The 17986-nt window shown below is 74.3% G+C and carries 16 protein-coding genes; 11 read left to right on the top strand and 5 right to left on the bottom strand.

Annotated elements, in window-relative coordinates; all coding sequences use genetic code 11:
- Window positions 1–96 precede the first annotated feature (96 nt).
- Complete coding sequence (locus ACFY60_RS28450; RefSeq protein ID WP_387793184.1) at window positions 97–3600, top strand: BTAD domain-containing putative transcriptional regulator; 3504 nt, start codon at window positions 97–99, stop codon at window positions 3598–3600.
- Window positions 3601–3684: 84 nt separating this feature from the next.
- Window positions 3685–4425 (top strand): class I SAM-dependent methyltransferase, encoded by a 741-nt coding sequence (locus ACFY60_RS28445; protein ID WP_387793183.1) that lies wholly within the window; start codon window positions 3685–3687, stop codon window positions 4423–4425.
- A gap of 68 nt (window positions 4426–4493) precedes the next feature.
- Here the strand turns inward: ACFY60_RS28445 and ACFY60_RS28440 are convergent, their stop codons facing one another.
- Complete coding sequence (locus ACFY60_RS28440) at window positions 4494–5264, bottom strand: helix-turn-helix domain-containing protein (protein WP_387793182.1); 771 nt, start codon at window positions 5262–5264, stop codon at window positions 4494–4496.
- A gap of 233 nt (window positions 5265–5497) precedes the next feature.
- Between ACFY60_RS28440 and ACFY60_RS28435 the strand changes: the two genes are divergently transcribed.
- Genes ACFY60_RS28435 through ACFY60_RS28425 form a run of 3 tightly spaced genes read left to right on the top strand, consistent with a single transcriptional unit; the run spans window position 5498 to window position 7951 of the window.
- Window positions 5498–6169, top strand: coding sequence for a DUF4097 family beta strand repeat-containing protein (locus ACFY60_RS28435; RefSeq protein WP_387793180.1), 672 nt, complete (start codon window positions 5498–5500; stop codon window positions 6167–6169).
- 31 nt (window positions 6170–6200) lie between these two features.
- Window positions 6201–7154, top strand: a complete 954-nt coding sequence (locus ACFY60_RS28430; protein ID WP_388616857.1) for an ATP-binding cassette domain-containing protein — start codon at window positions 6201–6203, stop codon at window positions 7152–7154.
- Entirely contained in the window at window positions 7151–7951 is an 801-nt protein-coding gene (locus ACFY60_RS28425; protein ID WP_388616854.1) for an ABC transporter permease, read from the top strand. The genes ACFY60_RS28430 and ACFY60_RS28425 overlap by 4 nt, the downstream gene beginning before the upstream one ends.
- Window positions 7952–8033: 82 nt before the next feature.
- Here ACFY60_RS28425 and ACFY60_RS28420 read toward each other — a convergent pair whose 3' ends face one another.
- Window positions 8034–9236, bottom strand: a complete 1203-nt coding sequence (locus tag ACFY60_RS28420) for a serine hydrolase domain-containing protein (protein ID WP_387793174.1) — start codon at window positions 9234–9236, stop codon at window positions 8034–8036.
- A gap of 29 nt (window positions 9237–9265) precedes the next feature.
- Entirely contained in the window at window positions 9266–10174 is a 909-nt protein-coding gene (locus ACFY60_RS28415) for an alpha/beta hydrolase (protein WP_387793172.1), read from the bottom strand.
- Window positions 10175–10293: 119 nt separating this feature from the next.
- Between ACFY60_RS28415 and ACFY60_RS28410 the strand changes: the two genes are divergently transcribed.
- The 6 genes from ACFY60_RS28410 to ACFY60_RS28385 all read left to right on the top strand — a co-directional run bounded on the left by ACFY60_RS28410 (window position 10294) and on the right by ACFY60_RS28385 (window position 16195).
- Entirely contained in the window at window positions 10294–11349 is a 1056-nt protein-coding gene (locus ACFY60_RS28410; protein ID WP_387793170.1) for a helix-turn-helix domain-containing protein, read from the top strand.
- Window positions 11350–11499: 150 nt separating this feature from the next.
- Window positions 11500–13194, top strand: a complete 1695-nt coding sequence (locus tag ACFY60_RS28405; protein WP_387793168.1) for a SpoIIE family protein phosphatase — start codon at window positions 11500–11502, stop codon at window positions 13192–13194.
- A 310-nt stretch (window positions 13195–13504) separates the two neighbouring features.
- Window positions 13505–14173 (top strand): LysE family translocator, encoded by a 669-nt coding sequence (locus tag ACFY60_RS28400; RefSeq protein ID WP_387793166.1) that lies wholly within the window; start codon window positions 13505–13507, stop codon window positions 14171–14173.
- A gap of 65 nt (window positions 14174–14238) precedes the next feature.
- Window positions 14239–14820: a CAP family protein gene (locus tag ACFY60_RS28395; protein WP_387793165.1), complete on the top strand. Its 582-nt coding sequence runs from the start codon at window positions 14239–14241 to the stop codon at window positions 14818–14820.
- A 143-nt stretch (window positions 14821–14963) separates the two neighbouring features.
- The gene (locus ACFY60_RS28390) at window positions 14964–15209 is read left to right on the top strand and encodes a hypothetical protein (protein WP_387793163.1); all 246 of its coding nucleotides are present in this window, start codon (window positions 14964–14966) and stop codon (window positions 15207–15209) included.
- On the top strand, window positions 15206–16195 hold the full coding sequence (locus ACFY60_RS28385; RefSeq protein ID WP_387793162.1) for a hypothetical protein: 990 nt from the start codon (window positions 15206–15208) through the stop codon (window positions 16193–16195). The genes ACFY60_RS28390 and ACFY60_RS28385 overlap by 4 nt, the downstream gene beginning before the upstream one ends.
- Before the next feature lie 353 nt (window positions 16196–16548).
- Here ACFY60_RS28385 and ACFY60_RS28380 read toward each other — a convergent pair whose 3' ends face one another.
- Together ACFY60_RS28380 and ACFY60_RS28375 are read right to left on the bottom strand one after the other, a co-directional pair.
- Window positions 16549–17133, bottom strand: a complete 585-nt coding sequence (locus tag ACFY60_RS28380) for a CchlQ (protein ID WP_387793160.1) — start codon at window positions 17131–17133, stop codon at window positions 16549–16551.
- 238 nt (window positions 17134–17371) lie between these two features.
- Window positions 17372–17641, bottom strand: coding sequence for a GlsB/YeaQ/YmgE family stress response membrane protein (locus ACFY60_RS28375; RefSeq protein WP_387793159.1), 270 nt, complete (start codon window positions 17639–17641; stop codon window positions 17372–17374).
- Window positions 17642–17986: the final 345 nt, after the last annotated feature.

The raw sequence follows: 17986 nt of genomic DNA, 5'->3' as shown, positions 1-17986 counted from the left end.
TCCGGCCGGTGTCCCCGAGCGTGCGCCCCCGCCCTGTCGCCCCGCTGTCGTCCGCTGTCGCCGCGCTGACACGCCCCGACAGCTATCCTGATCATCATGCGTTTCGGGGTTCTCGGCTCACTCACCGTACGGACGGCCGAGGGGACCCCCGTCCCGGTGACGGAGACCAAGGTCCGCACCCTCCTCGCCCATCTCCTCGTCCACGCCGGCCGCCCCGTGCCCGCGCACCGGCTCATCGACGACCTGTGGGGCACCGAACCGCCCCGCAACCCCGCCAACGCCCTCCAGAACAAGATCTCCCGGCTCCGCCACATCCTCGGCACCGCCGCCCCCGGGGGCCGCGGCCGCCTGGCGTTACGACCCGGCGGCTACGTCCTGGACGTCGACCCCGACCAGCTCGACGCCACCCGTTTCCGCGCCCTGGCCGCCCGCGCCAGGACCGCGCCCGCCCCCGGCGAGCGGGCGGCCCTCCTCACCGGCGCGCTCGCCCTGTGGCGCGGCCCCGCCTACGCCGGCCTCCCCGACCACCCCGCCCTGCGCGCCGCCGCCGACGCCCTCGAGGAGGAACGGCTCGCCGCCCTGGAGGACCTCGCCGAGACCCGCCTCGCGCTCGGCGAGCACGAGGCCCTCGCCGCCGAACTCGCCGAGCCCGTCGCCCGCCACCCCCTGCGCGAACGCCTCCGCGCCGCCCACCTGCGCGCCCTGTACGGCACGGGCCGCCGCCACGAGGCCCTGCGCTCGTACGGGGACCTGCGCGACCGGCTCGCCGAGGAACTCGGCCTCGACCCGGGCCCCGCCCTCACGGCCCTCCACGAGGCCATCCTCCGCGACGCCCCGGACCCCCACGCACCCCCGCCCCACGAAGCCGCCGGTACGACCCCGGCCCCGGGAGCAGCCGGTACGGCCCCGGCCCCGCCCCCCGCCTCCCACGTTTCGGCCCCGGCCCTCTCCTCGTACGGGCCCGTGGCGGACGCCGGTGCGCCCCCGGCCCGCGCGGCGACGGGCACCCGCACCGACCCGGCGGGCGGGGCCGCCGAAGGCACCGGTGCGCCGCCCGCCCCCGCCCCGCACGAGCGCCCCGCCCCCGACACGCTCCCGCCCGGCCGCCCCCGCACCAACCTCCCGGCCCAGCACACCGAGCTGATCGGCCGCGCCGCCGCCCTCGCCGACCTGCTCACCGCGCTCACCGCCCACCGCCTGGTGACGCTCACCGGCCCCGGCGGCGTCGGCAAGACCCGCCTCGCCCTCGAAGCCGCGACCCGCGCCGCCCCCGCCTTCCCCGACGGCACCTGGCTCGTCGAACTCGCCGCCCTCGACACGGCCCCCGACACCACCATCCCCGCCGCCGACCCCGTCGCCGCCCTCGCCGAGGCGCTCACCACCGCGCTCGGCATCCGCGACGACACCCTCACCGGCCCCACCCCGCTGCACTGCCTCACCGAGACCCTCCGCGACCGCACCCTCCTGCTCGTCCTCGACAACTGCGAGCACCTCACCGCCCCCGTCGCCCACCTCGCCGCCCACCTCCTGCGCACCGCCCCCGCCGTACGCCTCCTCGCCACCAGCCAGGAACCCCTCGGCGTCCCCGGCGAGCAGGTCCGGGCCGTCCCGCCCCTCGACCTGCCGCCGCCCGTGCCCCCCGCCGAGGGGCCCGCGCCGGACGCCCTCCTGCGCTCGGGCGCGGTCCGCCTCTTCGTCGCCCGCGCCACCGCCGCCGTCCAGGACTTCGCGCTCACCGCCGACAACGCCGCGGCCGTCGCCGCCATCTGCCGCCGCCTCGACGGCATCCCGCTCGCCCTCGAACTCGCCGCCACCCGCCTGAAGGTCCTCGGCCCCCAGGGGCTCCTGGACCGGCTCGACGACCGCTTCCGCCTGCTCACCGCGGGCCCGCGCACCGCCCCCGCCCGCCAGCAGACCCTGCGCGCCATGATCGACTGGAGCTGGGAACTCCTCACCGCCTCCGAGCAGATCGTCCTGCGCCGCCTCGCCGTCCACGCCGACGGCTGCACCCTGGACGCCGCCGAGACCGTCTGCGCCGGCGACGGCGTCAAGCGGGAGGACGTCCTCGACCTCCTCGCCCGCCTGGTCGACCGGTCCCTCGTCGTCGCCGCCGACACCCCCGGCGGCGTCCGCTACCGGCTCCTCGAATCCGTCGCCGCCTACTGCCACGAACGTCTCCACGAGGCGGGCGAACACACCGCCCTGACCCGTCGTCACCGCGCCCACTACACGGCCCTGGCCGAACGCGCCCGCCCCCACCTGCGCGGCCCTGACCAGCGCGCCTGGCTCACCCGCCTCGACCAGGAGACGGCCAACCTCCGCAAGGCCGCCGAACCCCCCGACCCCGAACGCCCCGGCGCCGGGGACCCCACGCCCCTCCTGCGCCTCGCCGACGCCCTGACCTGGTACTGGATCCTGCGCGGCCGGCTGCGCGAGGCGCGCCGCACCCTGCGTACCGCCCTCACCACCGCCCCGCCCGGCGCGCCCCCGGCGCTCGTCGCCTCGGCCACCGCCTGGTGGACCGCCGTCACCCTCCTCCAGGGCGACGGCGACGACCGCGCCACCCGCCTGGCCACCGCCCTGGACCTCACCGCCGCCCTGGACGATGCCCACGCCCTCGCCCACACCCGGTGGCTCCTCGGCTTCGCGCTCCTGCCCACCGGCGACCTGCGCACCAGCGAGACCCTCACGCGCCGCGCCCTCGACGGCTTCACCGCCCTCGACGACCCCTGGGGCACCGCCGCCGCCCTCGCCGTCAGCGCCACCCACGCCCTCGTCCGCGGCGACCTGCCCGCGCTGCGCACCGCCGGCGAACGCAGCGCCCGCACCTTCACCGAGCTCGGCGACCGCTGGGGCCGGCTCCAGACCGTCCACCCCCTCGCCTCCCTCGCCGAATCCACCGGCGACCACGACACGGCCCTGCGCCTCCACGAGGAGGGCCTGCGCATCGCGGAGGAACTCGGCCTGTGGACCGAGGCCTCCCACCGCCTCTCGGGCCTCGGCCGCATCGCCCTGCTGCGCGGCGACCACGCCCGCTCGCGCGCCCTGCACGAGCGCGCCGCACGGCTCTCCGCCGACCACTCCGACCGCCCCGGCGTCGCCCACGCGGAGATCGGCCTCGCCCTCACCGCCCGCCGCGCCGGTGACCTGGCCGAGGCCGAGACCCACCTGCGCAGCGTCCTCGCGTGGAGCGAGCGCGTCGACTTCGCCACCGGACGCGCCCTCGTCCTCGCCGAACTCGGCTTCGTCGCCGAACTCCGCGGCGACGCCGGCACCGCCCGCGCCCACCACCTCGCCGGGCTCGCCGCCGCACGCGAGACCGGCGACCCGAGGGCCCTCGCCCTCGCCCTCGAAGGCCTCGCCGGCGCCCACGCCCTGGCCGGCGACCCCACCCGCGCCGCCCGTCTCCTCGGCGCCGCGCACGCCGCCCGCGTCTCCGTCGGCGCCCCCCTGCCGCCGGCCGAGCGCGGCGACGTCGACCGGGTCACCGCCGCCCTCCGGACGGCCCTCGGCGACGCCGCCCTTGCCGCCGCCTTCACCGAGGGAACCGGCCTCGGCCCCGCCGAGGCCGCTGTACAGGAGGCCGGGACCGCCCCCTGATCTTCGTGGCTTCCGCCACTACGGCCCTGTCTCCGCCCGGCACCAGACTGCCCGTCGGACCACACGGCAACGGGGAGGACCACCATGACCACCCAGCAGTACGACGAGATCGGCGAGGCCTACGAGGGCTTCAAGGCCCTGCCCCTGGAGCGGTACGCGGCCGTCCCCAGCCTCCTCGCCCTCATCGGCGACGTGCGCGGCGCCTCCGTGCTCGACCTCGCCTGTGGCACCGGCTTCTACAGCCGCGCCCTCAGGCGCCGTGGCGCCGCCGACGTCCTGGGCATCGACATCTCCCCCGAGATGGTCGCCGTCGCCCGCCGCATCGAGGAGGAGGAACCCCTCGGCGTGCGCTACGAGGTCGGCGACGCCACCGCCCTGCGCCCCCTCGGCCGCCGCTACGACATCGTCCTCGCCGTCCAGCTCCTCGGCTACGCGGCGGACCTCGCCACCGCCGAGCGCATGGGCCGCACCCTGCGCCGCAACCTGGCCCCGGGCGGCTCCCTCTACCTGCTCGGCCAGTCGCCGGACCACCGTTTCGACGGCCCGACCCCCGAGAAGTACGGCTTCCGCTGCGAACCCACGGGCGCCCAGGCCGAGACCGGCCCCCAGATCCGCGTCACCGCCCTGCTCGACCCCCCGGTCAGCTTCGTCGCCCACCGCCCCCGCCGCGACGTCTACGAGACGAGCCTGCGCGCCGCCGGCTTCCGTGACCTCACCTGGAGCCCGGTGACGGTCTCCGACGCGGGCCTGCGCGCCTTCGGCTCCGACCACTGGGCCGACTTCCGCGCGAACCCGCCCCTGGAGATGCTCCACTGCCGCGCCTGACGCCCTGACGCCCTGTCACCCGACGCCCCCTCGGCCACCGGCCGAGGGGGCGTCGCGCGCGGGCGGCGTCACGCCCCGCCGGCGCCACCCGCCTCCGTACCCGCCTGCGCTTCCGGCTGCGGCTCCCCGCCCGCGCCCTTCGGCGGGGAGAGCAGGATCGCGCGGGCCTGCTCGGCGGCCCGGACGATTTCCTCGGTGACGAAGTCCATGAAGCGGGCGACGTTCTCCAGGCGGGCGGCGGCCGGGGTGCCCGGACCGAGGACGGCGACGCCCTCGCGGGCGATCTCGACCATCCGGTCATTGGCCCTGGCGCTGGCGATCATCGACTGGTACCAGAGTTCGTCGTCGACGAGGTAGCGCTCGCGGCGCCGGTCGTCGCGTTCGCGCCGGATGAGGCTCTGGCTCTCCAGGAAGGCGACCGCCTTGGAGACGGAGCCGGGGCTGACCTGGAGCCGCTCGCTGAGTTCGCCGGCGGTGAGGCTGCCGGCGTCGGTGGCGTAGAGGGCGGCGAGGACCCGGGACGTCATGCGGGGCAGGCCCGCCTGCATGAAGACGGTGGCGAACGCCTCCTCGTAGTCGCGTACGGCCCGGGCGTCGCGTCCGTCGGTCCGTACGGGCGCCTTGGGGGTGCTCGGCCGTCGCCGCCGGGCCCGGTTCTCGGTGGCGCGGTGGGCGAGGTCGGGGCGGTAGGCGGCGGGGCCGCCGTTGCGCATGACCTCGCGGGTGATCGTGGAGGTGGGGCGGTCCAGACGCCGGGCGATCTCGGCGTAGGCGAGATCGTCGGCCAGCCCCAGCGCGATCTGCTGACGTTCCTGCTGAGTGAGCCTGCCTCCCGGCACCGCGATCTCCCCTTGTGTAGGCGTCCGAGCGGCCAGCATAGCGTTCACACCCAATCCATTGCAACGCAATGACCCCTCCCGTTGCATGAAATCGGAGATCATTGCAACAAAATAAGGGCTGTGAGCTGCTGAAACACATCTGTGGTGCAACGAAGTTCTTGTAGGGATATGGAAAGCAACGTAGCTTTTCCCTTGTCGGAAACACCTACAGTGCCTCTTGAGGAGCAGCCGTCATGCAGAAGTTCGCCACCCCCGCCCCCATCGCCGCCGCCGTCGAGATCCCCGCCGGCCGCATCCGGTTCATCGCCGCCGACCGCGCCGACACCACCGTCGAGGTCGGGCCCGCCGACCCCGCCAGGAACCGCGACGCCAAGGCCGCCGAAGGCACCACCGTCGCCTACGCCGACGGCGTCCTGCGGATCACGGCCCCCGAGGCCGGGAACCAGCTGTTCGGCCCCTCCGGCGCCGTCGAGGTCACCGTCCAGCTCCCGGCCGGCTCCACCGTCGACGCGAAGGCCGCGGGCGCCGAGTTCCGGGGCGTCGGCCGCCTCGGCGACGTCACCTTCGACAGCGCCCAGGGCCCCGTCAAGATCGACGAGGCCGGCCGCGTCCGCCTCTCCCTCCAGGACGGCGACATCACCATCGGCCGCCTCAACGGCTCCGCCGAACTCACCACCAGCCGCGGCGACCTGCACGTCCACGAGGCCGCCGGCGGCACCCTCGTCCTCGGCACCCTGTCCGGCTCCATCACGGTCGGCGCCGCCCGCGGCGTCTCCGCCACCCTCGACGCCGGCACCTCCTACGGCCGGATCCACAACTCCCTCCGCAACGCCGACGGCGCCGGCGCCGGCCTCACCATCCGGGCCACCACCTCCCACGGCGACATCACCGCCCACAGCCTCTGACCCGCCCCACCCCCACCGAGGAGCACCCGCCATGTCGAACCCGGCCATCACGGCGCACGGGCTGCGCAAGTCCTACGGCGACGTCACCGTCCTCGACGGCATCGACCTCACCGTCCCCGAAGGCACGGTCCTCGCCCTGCTCGGCCCGAACGGCGCGGGCAAGACGACCGCCGTCAAGATCCTCTCCACCCTCGTGGCCGCGGACGCCGGCCAGGCCCGGGTCGCCGGCCACGACCTCACCACCGACCCCCAGGCCGTCCGCGCCGCCATCGGCGTCACCGGCCAGTTCTCCGCCGTCGACGGCCTCATCACCGGCGAGGAGAACATGCTCCTCATGGCGGACCTCCACCACCTGCCCCGGCGGGAAGGCCGCCGCGTCACCGCCGACCTCCTCGCCCGCTTCGACCTCACCGACGCCGCGAAGAAGCCCGCCTCCACCTACTCCGGCGGCATGAAGCGCCGCCTCGACATCGCCATGACCCTCGTCGGCGCCCCCCGTGTCATCTTCCTCGACGAGCCCACCACCGGCCTCGACCCCCGCTCCCGCTACAACCTGTGGCAGATCGTCCGCGAACTCGTCGCCGACGGCGTCACCGTCCTCCTCACCACCCAGTACCTCGAGGAGGCCGACGAACTCGCCGACCGCATCGCCGTCCTCCACGGCGGGAAGATCGTCGCCGAGGGAACCGCCGACGCCCTCAAGCGCCGCGTCCCCGGCGGCCACGTACGCCTCCGCTTCACCGCCCCCGCCCCCTACCGCAGCGCCTGCGACGCGCTGCGCGAGGCGGCCCGCGACGACGAGGCCCTCACCCTGCGCGTCGCGAGCGACGGCGGCCAGCGGGAGCTGCGCGCCCTGCTCGACCGCCTGGACACCGCCGGTGTCGAGGCCGACGAACTGACCGTGCACACCCCCGACCTGGACGACGTCTTCTTCGCCCTCACCGCCGCCCCCACCCCCGACCAGCCGAAGGAGGCTGTCCGATGAGCTCCCTCTCCCTCGCCGTCCGCGATTCGACCACGATGTTGCGCCGCAACCTCCTGCACGCCCGGCGCTACCCCTCCCTCACCCTGAACCTGCTGCTCACCCCCGTCATGCTGCTCCTCCTCTTCGTCCACGTCTTCGGCGACGTGATGAGCGCGGGCATCACCGACGGAGGCCCCGACCGCGCCGCCTACGTCGCCTACCTCGTCCCCGGCCTGCTGCTCATGACCATCGGCAGCACCGTGATCGGCACGGCGGTCTCCGTCTCCAACGACATGACCGAGGGCATCATCGCCCGCTTCCGCACCATGGCCGTCCACCGCCCGTCCGTCCTCGTCGGACACGTCGCCGGCAGCGTCCTCCAGTCGGTGGCGAGCGTCGTCCTGGTCGGCGCGGTCGGCGTGGCGATCGGCTTCCGTTCCACGAACGCCACCGCCCTGGAGTGGCTCGCCGCCTTCGGCCTCCTGGCCTTCTTCGCCCTGGCCCTCACCTGGATCGCGGTCGGCATGGGCCTGGTCAGCCCGAACGCGGAGGCGGCGAGCAACAACGCGATGCCGCTGATCTTCCTCCCGCTGATCTCCAGCACCTTCGTCCCGATCGACGCCATGCCGGGCTGGTTCCAGCCGATCGCCGCGTACCAGCCCTTCACCCCCGCCATCGAGACGCTCCGCGGCCTCCTCCTCGGCACGGAGATCGGCCACAACGGCTGGCTCGCCCTCGCCTGGTGCACCGCCATGACGGTCCTCGGCCACCTCTGGTCGACGAAGACCTTCGCCAAGGACCCGCAGCAGGGCCGATGACGGCACACCGCGAGCCCCCCGCGGCCCGCGGACCGTACGGGACGGCGACCCGCCCCGCCGTACCGGTCCCCCTCAGGAGGGCTCAGGAGTGCCCGCACCCCATCCCGGCCCGGGTCAGCTCCTCCACCGCCCCGTCGATCGGATGCGGCTTCCTCCACCGCATCAGATTGATCGCGAACGACACCTGCCGGCCCCCGTCCGCCCGGGTCATCGTCACCGTCCCCGCACCCCACACCGTCCCCTCGTTCCCCCAGAAGGTGCCGCACCCCGGCACGTCCAGCCGGTGCAGCCCGAGCCCGTACTCGATCGTCGAACCGTCCAGGGCGATCACCGGCACCGTCCGCCGCATCTGCGCCAGCGACGCGTCCGACACCACCTCACCGGCCAGCAGCTTCCCGTAGAAACGGTTCAGGTCCTCCATCGTGGACACCAGCCCGGCACCGGTCATCACCCACGACATGTCGTACGTGCTGTAGTCCCGCGGCGGCTCCAGCGCCCCCCACAGCCCCTCGTACATCCGCGCGTGCGGCCCCCGTATCCGGGCCCCGGTGGGGAAGCCGGTGTTCCGCAGCCCGGCGGGCCGGATCACCTGCCGGGTGATGTACTCCTCCGCCGGCAGGCCCGTCACCCGCTCCAGCAACTGCCCCAGCAGCAGGTAGTTGGTGTTCGAGTAGACGCCGGGCGTGGCCCCCGGCTCACCGGTGGACGGCGCCGCCAGCCCCAGCGCGATCAACTCGGCCGGACGGAAGGTCCGATACCGGTTCTCGTCCAGGCTCCGCGCCGACACCGGCTCCCCGGCCCCGCTGATCGACGGGAACGCGTACGGGATGTACTCGGCGAACCCGCTGGTGTGGTTGAGCAGCATCCGCACGGTCACCCGCCGGCCCCGCTCACCCGGCACCAGGTCCGGCAGATGGTCCCCCACCGGATCGTCCAGGCGCAGACGGCCCCGCTCGACCTGCTGCAGCACGGCGGCGGCCACGAAGGTCTTGGTGATGCTGCCGACCCGGTGCCGCATCCCGGGCGTGACGGGCCGGCCGGTGGCCAGATCCGCGACACCCGAGGCGCCCCGCCAGGTCCGGCCCGCGTCCCGTACCTCCGCGAACACCCCCGGCATCCCGGCATCACGCAGCCCGTCCAGCGCCGAACGCAGCGCCGCACGGTCCGCCACCGGCTCCCGCGGTACGGACACCGGGGGAGCGGGCGCCGGTCCGGTGGCCGAGGCGGGCGGCGCGCCCGCGGCCAGGCCGAGCGCGGCGGCGAGCATGAACGTACGTATCCTCACAGTGACTCCTCGGTCGTGTCGTCCGGACGTCAGCCGGCCAGGGCCCGGCGCAGCACGTCCCCCAGCTCGGCGTTCTGCCGCTGCGAGATCTCGGCGCTGACGATGGCCTGCGAGCCGTGGAAGGTCCCCGGCCACTGGTGCAGCTCGACCGTCACCCCCGCCCGCAGCAGCCGCAGCGCGTACGCGATGTCCTCGTCCCGGTTCGGACACAGCTCGGCCGTCCCGATGTACGCCGGCGGCAACCCGCCCAGATCGGCGGCACGCGCCGGCGCCGCGAGGGGCGTCGCCTCCGCACCGCCCAGGTAGAACCCCCAGGAAGCCGCCACCCGGTCCCGGTCCATCCACGGCGTGTCCGTGAAGTTCCGCCGCGACCAGGACTCCTGCCGGTCGTCCAGCTGGGGCTGATTGAGCAGCTGGAACCGGATCGCGGGCCCCCGCTCGTCCCGCGACCGCAGGGCCAGAGCGGCGGCGAGCCCGCCCCCGGCACTGTGCCCGCCCACGGCGATCCGCTCCCCGTCCACCCCGAGCGGCCCGGCGTTCGCCGCCACCCAGTGCAGTACGGCCCAGGCGTCGTCCAGCGCCGCGGGGAACGGGTGCTCCGGAGCCAGCCGGTACCCCACCGACACCACCACCTGCCCGGAACCGGCCGCGAGCCGCACGGCCCACGGATGCTCGGTGTCGAGCGTGCCCATCACGTACCCGCCGCCGTGCAGCCAGACCACCGCACCCCGCGCACCGGCCGGCCGGTACACCCGCACCGGCACCCCCGGCGCACCCGGCACCACGGCCGGAACGGTCCACTCCTCCACGACCAGGCCCTGCACCTCCGGCACCGGCACGGCCGCCGCCAACCCGGCGAGCCCCTCCCGGGACACGACCGGATCACTGAGGTCCGTACGGGGGAACAGCGGAACGAACACTTCGAGTTCGGGATCCATGCGGCCCATCCTCCGCGCGGCGCCCCCCACCCGTCAGCCGCCACCCGTCGCACACCACCGGCCACCCACGCACCGAACGGCGCGCCCCCGCGCCCACCGGCGCTCCTATCCTGTCCGCCATGGAGGCACTGGCACTACGTCTGTCGGGACTCGACCCCTACGTCGACGGCGCGATCCGCATCGTGACGTTCTACGACACCCTGATGCGCCGCCGCGTCGACCTGCCCGCACTCGCCCGCGCCTCCGCCGGCCTCGCCGAATGCGTCACCGGCATCCGCCTGCACGGCACCGGCCGGCCGATCCGCGTCTCCCCCCTCGGCACCGAGGCCACCGGACCCGAACTCCCCGCCACCTCCACGGCACCCGTCACCCTCGACGACGAGAAGATCGGCACCGTCTGGCTCGAACGCCCCGGCCCCGCCCACCACCTCGACGACCTCCTCCTCGACCGCCTCGCCCTCGCCGTCGCCGCCGCCGTCGAACGCTACGGCCCCGCCCGCACGACCATGGCCGACCCCGCCCTCGTCGAACTCGCCGTCGGCCCCACCACCGACGACCCCACCCGCGCCCGCGCCCTCCGCCTCCTCGGCTTCCCCGCCGGCGCCCGCCTCCACGTCGCCGCCGTCCACACCCCGGAGCCCCTCGACCGCCTCGCCGCCCACGTCTGCCCCCACGGCCTCGTCAAAGCCGCCGCCCTCGGCACCGACACCCCCCTCGGCGTCCTCCTCGCCACCACCCTCGACCCCACCCGCTTCCCCGGCGGCACCCGCGCCGGCCTCGCCACCGCCCACGACCCCACCCTCGCCTGGCACCACGCCCGCACCGCCCTCCGCTTCACCACCCCCCACCAACCCGTCGTCCACCACACCGACCTCGGCGCCCTCGCCCTCCTCGCCGACATCCCCGCCGGCACCGCCCGCGCCAACCCCGACGTCGCCGCCCTCACCCACCTCGCCACCAGCTCCGACGACCTGGCCACCCTCGACGCCTACTGCGCCACCGCCTCCGTCCGCCGCGCCGCCGACCGCCTCCACCTCCACCACAGCACCGTCTCCCGCCGCCTCGACCACCTCACCCGCACCCTCCCCTTCGACCCCACCACCCCCACCGGCCTCACCCGCGCCCGCCTCGCCCTCACCCTCTGGCGCCTCCACACCCCCACCCCCGACAGGTGACGCCCCCCGGCGCCCCCACCCCGCGACCACCGGACGACACCCCCGACAGTCCCCCAGGCGCGCCCCCCACCTGCGGGTTCCGCCCCCGGACCGCGTGTTCTACTGGGACCGCCCGTCGACGCTTCACCGACACACGGAAGGGGGCACCCCATGCGGGAACAGCACACGGCACCGCCGGACACCGCCCCCACCGTCGGCGACCTCGGCGGCTACCTCGTGGACGAAACCGGCCGCATCACCGCCGTCAACGACCGCGCACTCACCCTGCTGCGCCTCACCCGCGACGCGATGCTCGGCCGCGACCACCACGAACTGCTGCACCGCGACGCCGAAGGCAACACCGGCCCCCGAGCCCTCTGCCCCCTCATGGACGCCGTCGTCTCCCGCGTCGCCGGCAGCGGCACGGACCTGTGCTTCGTACGCGGCGACGGACTCCTCCTGCCCGTCCACTGGACCGCCACCCCCCACCCCGCGGGCGACGGCCCCGGCACCCTGGTGCTGTTCCACCCCGGCACCGTCGACGTACCCGAGGCCGCCGCCGGAGGATCACTCCCCCCACTCGAACGCCTCGCCCTGCTCGCCGAGACCACCACCTCGCTGACCTCCACGATGAACGAACAGGAGACGGTCGACCGGCTCGCCCGCCTCGTCCTCCCCCGCCTCGCCGACTGGATGGTCGTCGACCTGATAGCCGACGGCGGCGACATCCGACGCACCCGCGTCGCCGAACACCGCAGCGGCCGCCTCCTGCGCCACCCCGAACTCGAAGGCCCCATCCCCGGCGTCACGGCACAGTCACCCCTGCCCCTCTCCCGGGCCCTGCGCGGCAGCGCCGCCTCCCTGGTCGGCCCGGAGATCTACCAGGGCGAACCCGACTCCGGCATCGCCGCCGTCCAGCACGACCTGTTCGCCGCCACCGACATCCACTCCGCCGTCATCGCCCCCATCCGCGGCCCCCGCGAAATCCTCGGCGCCCTCACCCTCGGGCGCGGCGACAACCCCGTCCCCTTCACCACCCGCGACCTGTCCCTCCTCGAGGACATCGCCCGCCGCGCCGGCCTGGCCATCTCCAACTCACGCCTCTACCAGCGCCAGCGCCGCATCGCCGAAACCATGCAGCGCTACCTCCTGCCCCGTCTCCCCGACGTACCCGGAGTCGAGCTGTACGCGAGCTACCTCCCCGCCCCCGACGCCTCCCAGGTCGGCGGCGACTGGTACGACGCCTTCCCCCTCTCCGACGACGCCACCGGCCTCGTCATCGGCGACGTCGCCGGCCACGACCTCGAAGCCGCCGCCCGCATGGCACAACTGCGCAACATGCTCCGCGCCCTGGCATGGTCCGAGCAGCACCCGCCCAGCGTCCTCGCCCAGCTCGACCAGGTGACGGCCCGCTCCACCGACCTCTCCACCGCCACCCTCATCCTCGGCCGCCTCTCCACCACCCCGGAGACCGGATGGACCTGGGAATGGACCAACGCCGGCCACCCCCCGCCCCTCCTCATCACCCACGACGGCCACGCCGACTACCTGCACACCCCCCGCAGCGTGCTCCTCGGCACCGGCACCCACATCACCCGGGGCCGGGACACCGTCCACCTGCCCCCCGGCTCCACCCTCCTGCTGTACACCGACGGACTCATCGAATCCCGCGCCCACGGCATCGAACCCGGCCTCGCCCGCCTCCGCCGCCGCGCCGCCACCCTCGCCCGCCACAGCCTCGACGCCCTCTGCGACCGCCTCCTCACCGACGTCCGCCCCCCGGACAACGACGACGACGTCGCCCTCCTGGCCCTGCGCGTCCCCCACCCGGGCAGCCGAACCCCATGCCCGGCCCGGCCGAACTGACACGGCCCCGGCTCACCGGTCACCGCCCCGTGCCGTCCCACGCCTCCACCGGCGCTCCGGCGCCGTCACCCAGAACACCGTCCCCACCACACCGAAGATCACCACCCCGACCAGGGCGGTGGGGATCCCCAGCGCGAGGAGGGACGCCAACAGAAGCTCCCCCCACGTCGAATCCTCACCCATCGTGTCGCCACTCGCCGTCATGTACGTCCAAGACCCCGCTCCACCGCACCCGGTTCCCGACCACACCCGCCTGTCCCGCCCCCGAGCGGGTACGGGAGAGGCCACACGCCGGAGAAGGGGAGAACGGATGTCGGTCGACCTGGTGGGGTTCCTCGGTGTCGTGCTGCTGGCCTATCTGGTCCCCGGCCCCGACTTCCTGGTGGTACTGCGCTCCGCCGGCGAACACCCCGCCAAAGGACGAGCCGCCGCACTGGGCGCCCAGACCGGGCTCGGCGTGCACATGCTCGCCGCCGCCGCGGGGCTCTCCGTGATCGCCGCCCGCTCTCCCGTCGTCTACGACACCGTCAAACTGCTCGGCGCGGCCTACCTGGTGTACCTCGGAATCCGAGCGGTCCTGACCGCCCGGCGAACCGCCCGCGCGCGCCGCACCGGCACCACGCCGACCGACCGCCCGGAGGACCGAGCCGCCCCACCCGGCCCGGGCGGACCGGCCCGCGGCCGGTGGCGGTCCGGCTTCACCGAAGGCCTCCTCACCAACGTCCTCAACCCCAAGGCGGCCCTGTTCTTCCTCAGCATCCTGCCGCAGTTCGTCCACACGGACGGCTCACCCGCACGGCAGATCTTCCTCCTCGGCACCCTCGACATCCTGATCGGCATCCCCTACTGGTTCGCCCTCGTCGCCGCCGCCACACGCCTGCGCGCCCTCCTCGCCCGGCCGAAGATCCGCCACCGCTGGGAACTGACGACCGGCTGCCTGTTCATCGCCATCGGCCTCGCCGTCGCCACCACCTCCTGAGCCGGACCGTCGGCCAAGTGGCCGTACGCGGGTGACGGAACCACTTCATGATCGTTCGGCGGGACATGAAGGCAACCACACGCGTTCTCACCGCGCTCGCCCTCGCCGGCGCCGCGACCCTCTCCGCCCCGGCGGCCCAGGCCACGGACCCCCGCCCTCCGCTGCCGGACACCACCGACGCGGCGTTCAACCAGGAATGCCTCACCGCCCACAACACCTACCGCGCCCTGCACGGGGCCGACCCCCTGACGCTGGACGACGCCGCGATCACACACGCCACGAGGCGCGCCCGGGCCGCCTCGACACAGGACGGGCTCTCCACCCCACCGGCACCGGGAAGCTACGGGGAGAACACCTTCTGGTCCGCGACGCACGACGACGACCCGGCCTCCTGCGAAGAGGCGGTACGGCTCTGGTACGAGGCCCGCTGGACGGGCGGCTACGACTGGAACCGCCCCGGCTACTCACCCGACACCGGCAGCTTCACCCAGGTCGTGTGGAAGACCACCGACGTCCTCGGCTGCGCCCGAGCCTCGGGACGGCCCGAAGGCGCGGAGTCGTACCAGTCCTACGTCGTCTGCGCCTACGGCCCGGCGGGCAACATCGCCGGCCGCTTCCGCGAGAACGTGGGAGCACCGACCGCCTGAGACGAGCCGGGGCACGACCGCCCCACCGCGCCTGCCTCGCGGACGTCACGGACGAGCCGCGCGTAGCCCCGCCGGGCGGTGGCGATCGGGCGACCGGGGGATTCCACTTGAACCAAAAATCGAACATGTGTTTTGTTTGAGGTATGGAGCAGCAACCCTTCCCCCTCGACCTCATCCAGACGCAGAGCGCCTGGTCAGCGACCTACCGCACGCTCGCAGCAGTCGGTCCCGGGGCCGGGACGGTGACACTGCGGCGGCGGTTGCTGCGGCTGTCCACCCAGCTGTGGCGGCACCCGTACCGGGCGGTGCCGGGATCCGGGTCGGCGGCCCGGATCGAACTGCGCGAGCAGGCCCGCAGCGAAGACGCCCGGGAAGCGGGCGCGGCATGACCGGGCGCAGTGTGATCATGCATGTGCGGTGCCGCCCCGACACCGACGCCGACACCTACCGGCGGCTCCTCGACCTGCTCGGGGAGGTCTCGCCCCTCGTGCAGCCGCTCCCGCCCGGCGCCGCCCTCGTCCAGGCCGGTGGCGCCCTGCGCCTGCACCGCACCGATCCCGGCGCGCTCGCCCAGCGGGTGCGGGTCCGCGCCCTGCTGCACACGGGCACCGACGTACGCATCGGGGTGGCGGACACATGGGCGACGGCCGCGACCGCCTCGGCCCACACCGGCCCGGACGGAGTGCTCTGGCTGCCTGACGAGCCCGCCGTACGCGCGTTCCTCGCCCCGCTCGGCATCGAGGAGCTGCACGGCGTCGGGACGAAGACCGCCCAGGAGCTGCGCCGCTACGGCCTCCACACGATCGGGGCGCTGGCGGCGCAGCCGGAGAGTGTGGTGTGCCGGCTCATCGGCAGGCAGGGCCGGGTGCTGCTCCAGCGCGCCCACGGCATCGACCCGCGTGCCGTCGTGGCACGCCGACTGCCCGAGACCAGCTCGGTCTCACACCGGTTCGAGCGGGACATGCTCGATCCGGTCCTGCTGCGCGCCGCACTGCTGGACCTGGTCGTCACCCTCGCCGAACGCCTGCGCGCCCGCGAACAGGTCGCGGGCGCCCTGTCCCTGTCCGTGCGGCTCGCCGGCGGCGGCAGCGTGGACAAGACCCGCCGCCTGCCCGCCCCGTCGCACCACACCGATGACCTGCGCACCGCGCTGTGGCGGATCTGGGACGCCCTCGCCTTCCAGCGCGCCCGCATACGGGGGCTGACCCTGACCGCCGAGGACCTCACCTCCGATGGGACCGGCCCCGGCACCCAGCTCTCCCTCGACCCCGCGAGGGAGGCACGCCACCGCGTCGAACCCGTCCTCGACGCCATCAACGCGAAGTACGGCCGCGCCGCCGTCCGGCCCGCCGGCGCCTACCGCGAGGCGGGGTGAGCCCCGCCGTGTCCGAGGAACGGGCCCCTCTGCTGCTCCGCACGGTCGGGGGGAGAACCGTGCGGAGCAGCAGGGCCATGCCACCATCCCGGCCTTCGTCTGCCCACCAACCCGCTTCCCATGCCACCTCACTCGCCGGCATTTCACCAGCCGCCCTGGAACCGCTGCACGACCCTGCAATGTGACGATGCCGAACGCGCTCCGCTCCACTTGGCCGAGGCCGACGCCGGCAACGAGACCGTGCCGACGGCCCTCATGACAGGCCAACCCCGGATGGGTGCGTGAACAGCTCTCCCCCGCCGCGTGAGCAGAAACCGCGCAGGGCTGCACCCCGCCGGCAAAGGCCACCTGCTCTACGACGGACCAGCCGCCCCCGTCATCGACTGCCCGGGTGCCGTGCCCGTCGCGCGCCGCCCGCAGTGTGGGCAGCGCTCGCGGCCGTCCCACGCGGACCAGCCGAAGTCGCTCGGCGTGAGAGCGCGGCCCTCCAGTTCGTTGCGGACGGCCTCACGGTAGGCCCAGACGGCATCCAGGTAGGGGTGGTAGACGTCGTGGAACGCGGGGGACGAGATGCCGGCACCCGCGGCGACCGTCCTTCGGAGAGCGCGGAGGTGTTCGAACATGGTCTGGCCCGTTCCCGCGACCCGGGCACTGGCGTCGAGGAAGAGGCGCTCGCGCACCTCGTAGACGCGGGCGTCCGTCAGCGCCAGGCGGCTCGCCTCCTCCAGGCCGGTCGCCTCGGCGCCACTCTGCGCGAGGCGGCGCAGTTCGGTGTGGGCCGCGCCCGCCGCCGCGATGAACTCCGTGTAGACGTCCCGGCGGCGCGCCTGAAGGCCACGGTGATGTTCCTGACGGGTACGCAGGCGATCGGCCAGAACCGTACCCGCGATCGCGATCAGACCGCCGCCCAGTGTGGCGACCAGCGTTCCCCATTCCATGACCTGTCCCCCCAGCCGGTGTTCCGGAAAGACGCGCCCCCCGCGCCGTCCCGTCCAGCAGATCATGCCCGACGGCCGGGCCGGAGTACGCCTCGCATCAGATGTCCGACCGGGCCGGCTCCGTCGGCTTCCACGGAAAGTGGGGCCGGAACCCGAGAACGGGTTCCGGCCCCACTTCTGTCAGGCGCCACGCCGGGCGACGAAACGGCTCCGCCCCGAAAAGAAGGGGAAGCCGATGTCAGGCGTGTCGTCGGTTGCCGGTGACGAGGCGGTAGAGGGCCAGGAGGATGACGGAGCCGATGATGGCCGCGATCCAGGTGGAGAGCTCGAAGAAGCCGTCGATGGAGTCGACGCCGAATATGACCTTACCGAGGAAGCCACCCAGCAGGCCGCCCGCGACGCCGATCAGAATGGTGATGATGACGCCGCCAGGGTCCTTGCCCGGCATGATCGCCTTCGCGATGAAACCAGCGATGAGGCCGATGAGAATCCACGCGATGATGCCCATGATGCGTCTCCTACCTGCTCACATAAAGCCTACGTTAATACGGCGTCTGCGCGATCGGAGAGCTTTCAAACCTGCTGATCCCCACCGCCTGCGTGCAAGCCCCGATGAAAAGGGCATTCGTCACCGCCCTGCCGCCGGCGCCACCAGGCCAGGGCACGGGCCCGCGAACGCCGGGGCGGCAAGCCGCCGGAGGCTGGTGCCCTGCCTGGCGAGACCCCATCAACGGCACAACAGGGAAGCAGGGTCTCCCGCCAACTCCGCTTCCTCGCGTGCCCGTGAAGAAGACGACTGGGCGCGTCGCACAAGAGCCCCTCACCGAGACGGCGACGGCTGAGTATCGGGGGC

The sequence above is a fragment of the Streptomyces sp. NPDC012827 genome, assembly GCF_042900905.1.
Lineage (GTDB): Bacteria > Actinomycetota > Actinomycetes > Streptomycetales > Streptomycetaceae > Streptomyces > Streptomyces gulbargensis.
This window is presented reverse-complemented; position numbering and strand designations above follow the sequence as displayed.

What these genes read in the sequence shown, in the direction of transcription:
- ACFY60_RS28450 (WP_387793184.1), top strand. Translation starts at nt 97, where the DNA reads ATGCGTTTCGGGGTTCTCGGCTCACTCACCGTACGGACGGCCGAGGGG.
- ACFY60_RS28445 (WP_387793183.1), top strand. Translation starts at nt 3,685, where the DNA reads ATGACCACCCAGCAGTACGACGAGATCGGCGAGGCCTACGAGGGCTTC.
- ACFY60_RS28435 (WP_387793180.1), top strand. Translation starts at nt 5,498, where the DNA reads ATGCAGAAGTTCGCCACCCCCGCCCCCATCGCCGCCGCCGTCGAGATC.
- ACFY60_RS28430 (WP_388616857.1), top strand. Translation starts at nt 6,201, where the DNA reads ATGTCGAACCCGGCCATCACGGCGCACGGGCTGCGCAAGTCCTACGGC.
- ACFY60_RS28425 (WP_388616854.1), top strand. Translation starts at nt 7,151, where the DNA reads ATGAGCTCCCTCTCCCTCGCCGTCCGCGATTCGACCACGATGTTGCGC.
- ACFY60_RS28415 (WP_387793172.1), bottom strand. Translation starts at nt 10,174, where the DNA reads ATGGATCCCGAACTCGAAGTGTTCGTTCCGCTGTTCCCCCGTACGGAC.
- ACFY60_RS28410 (WP_387793170.1), top strand. Translation starts at nt 10,294, where the DNA reads ATGGAGGCACTGGCACTACGTCTGTCGGGACTCGACCCCTACGTCGAC.
- ACFY60_RS28405 (WP_387793168.1), top strand. Translation starts at nt 11,500, where the DNA reads ATGCGGGAACAGCACACGGCACCGCCGGACACCGCCCCCACCGTCGGC.
- ACFY60_RS28400 (WP_387793166.1), top strand. Translation starts at nt 13,505, where the DNA reads ATGTCGGTCGACCTGGTGGGGTTCCTCGGTGTCGTGCTGCTGGCCTAT.
- ACFY60_RS28395 (WP_387793165.1), top strand. Translation starts at nt 14,239, where the DNA reads ATGAAGGCAACCACACGCGTTCTCACCGCGCTCGCCCTCGCCGGCGCC.
- ACFY60_RS28390 (WP_387793163.1), top strand. Translation starts at nt 14,964, where the DNA reads ATGGAGCAGCAACCCTTCCCCCTCGACCTCATCCAGACGCAGAGCGCC.
- ACFY60_RS28385 (WP_387793162.1), top strand. Translation starts at nt 15,206, where the DNA reads ATGACCGGGCGCAGTGTGATCATGCATGTGCGGTGCCGCCCCGACACC.
- ACFY60_RS28380 (WP_387793160.1), bottom strand. Translation starts at nt 17,133, where the DNA reads ATGGAATGGGGAACGCTGGTCGCCACACTGGGCGGCGGTCTGATCGCG.
- ACFY60_RS28375 (WP_387793159.1), bottom strand. Translation starts at nt 17,641, where the DNA reads ATGGGCATCATCGCGTGGATTCTCATCGGCCTCATCGCTGGTTTCATC.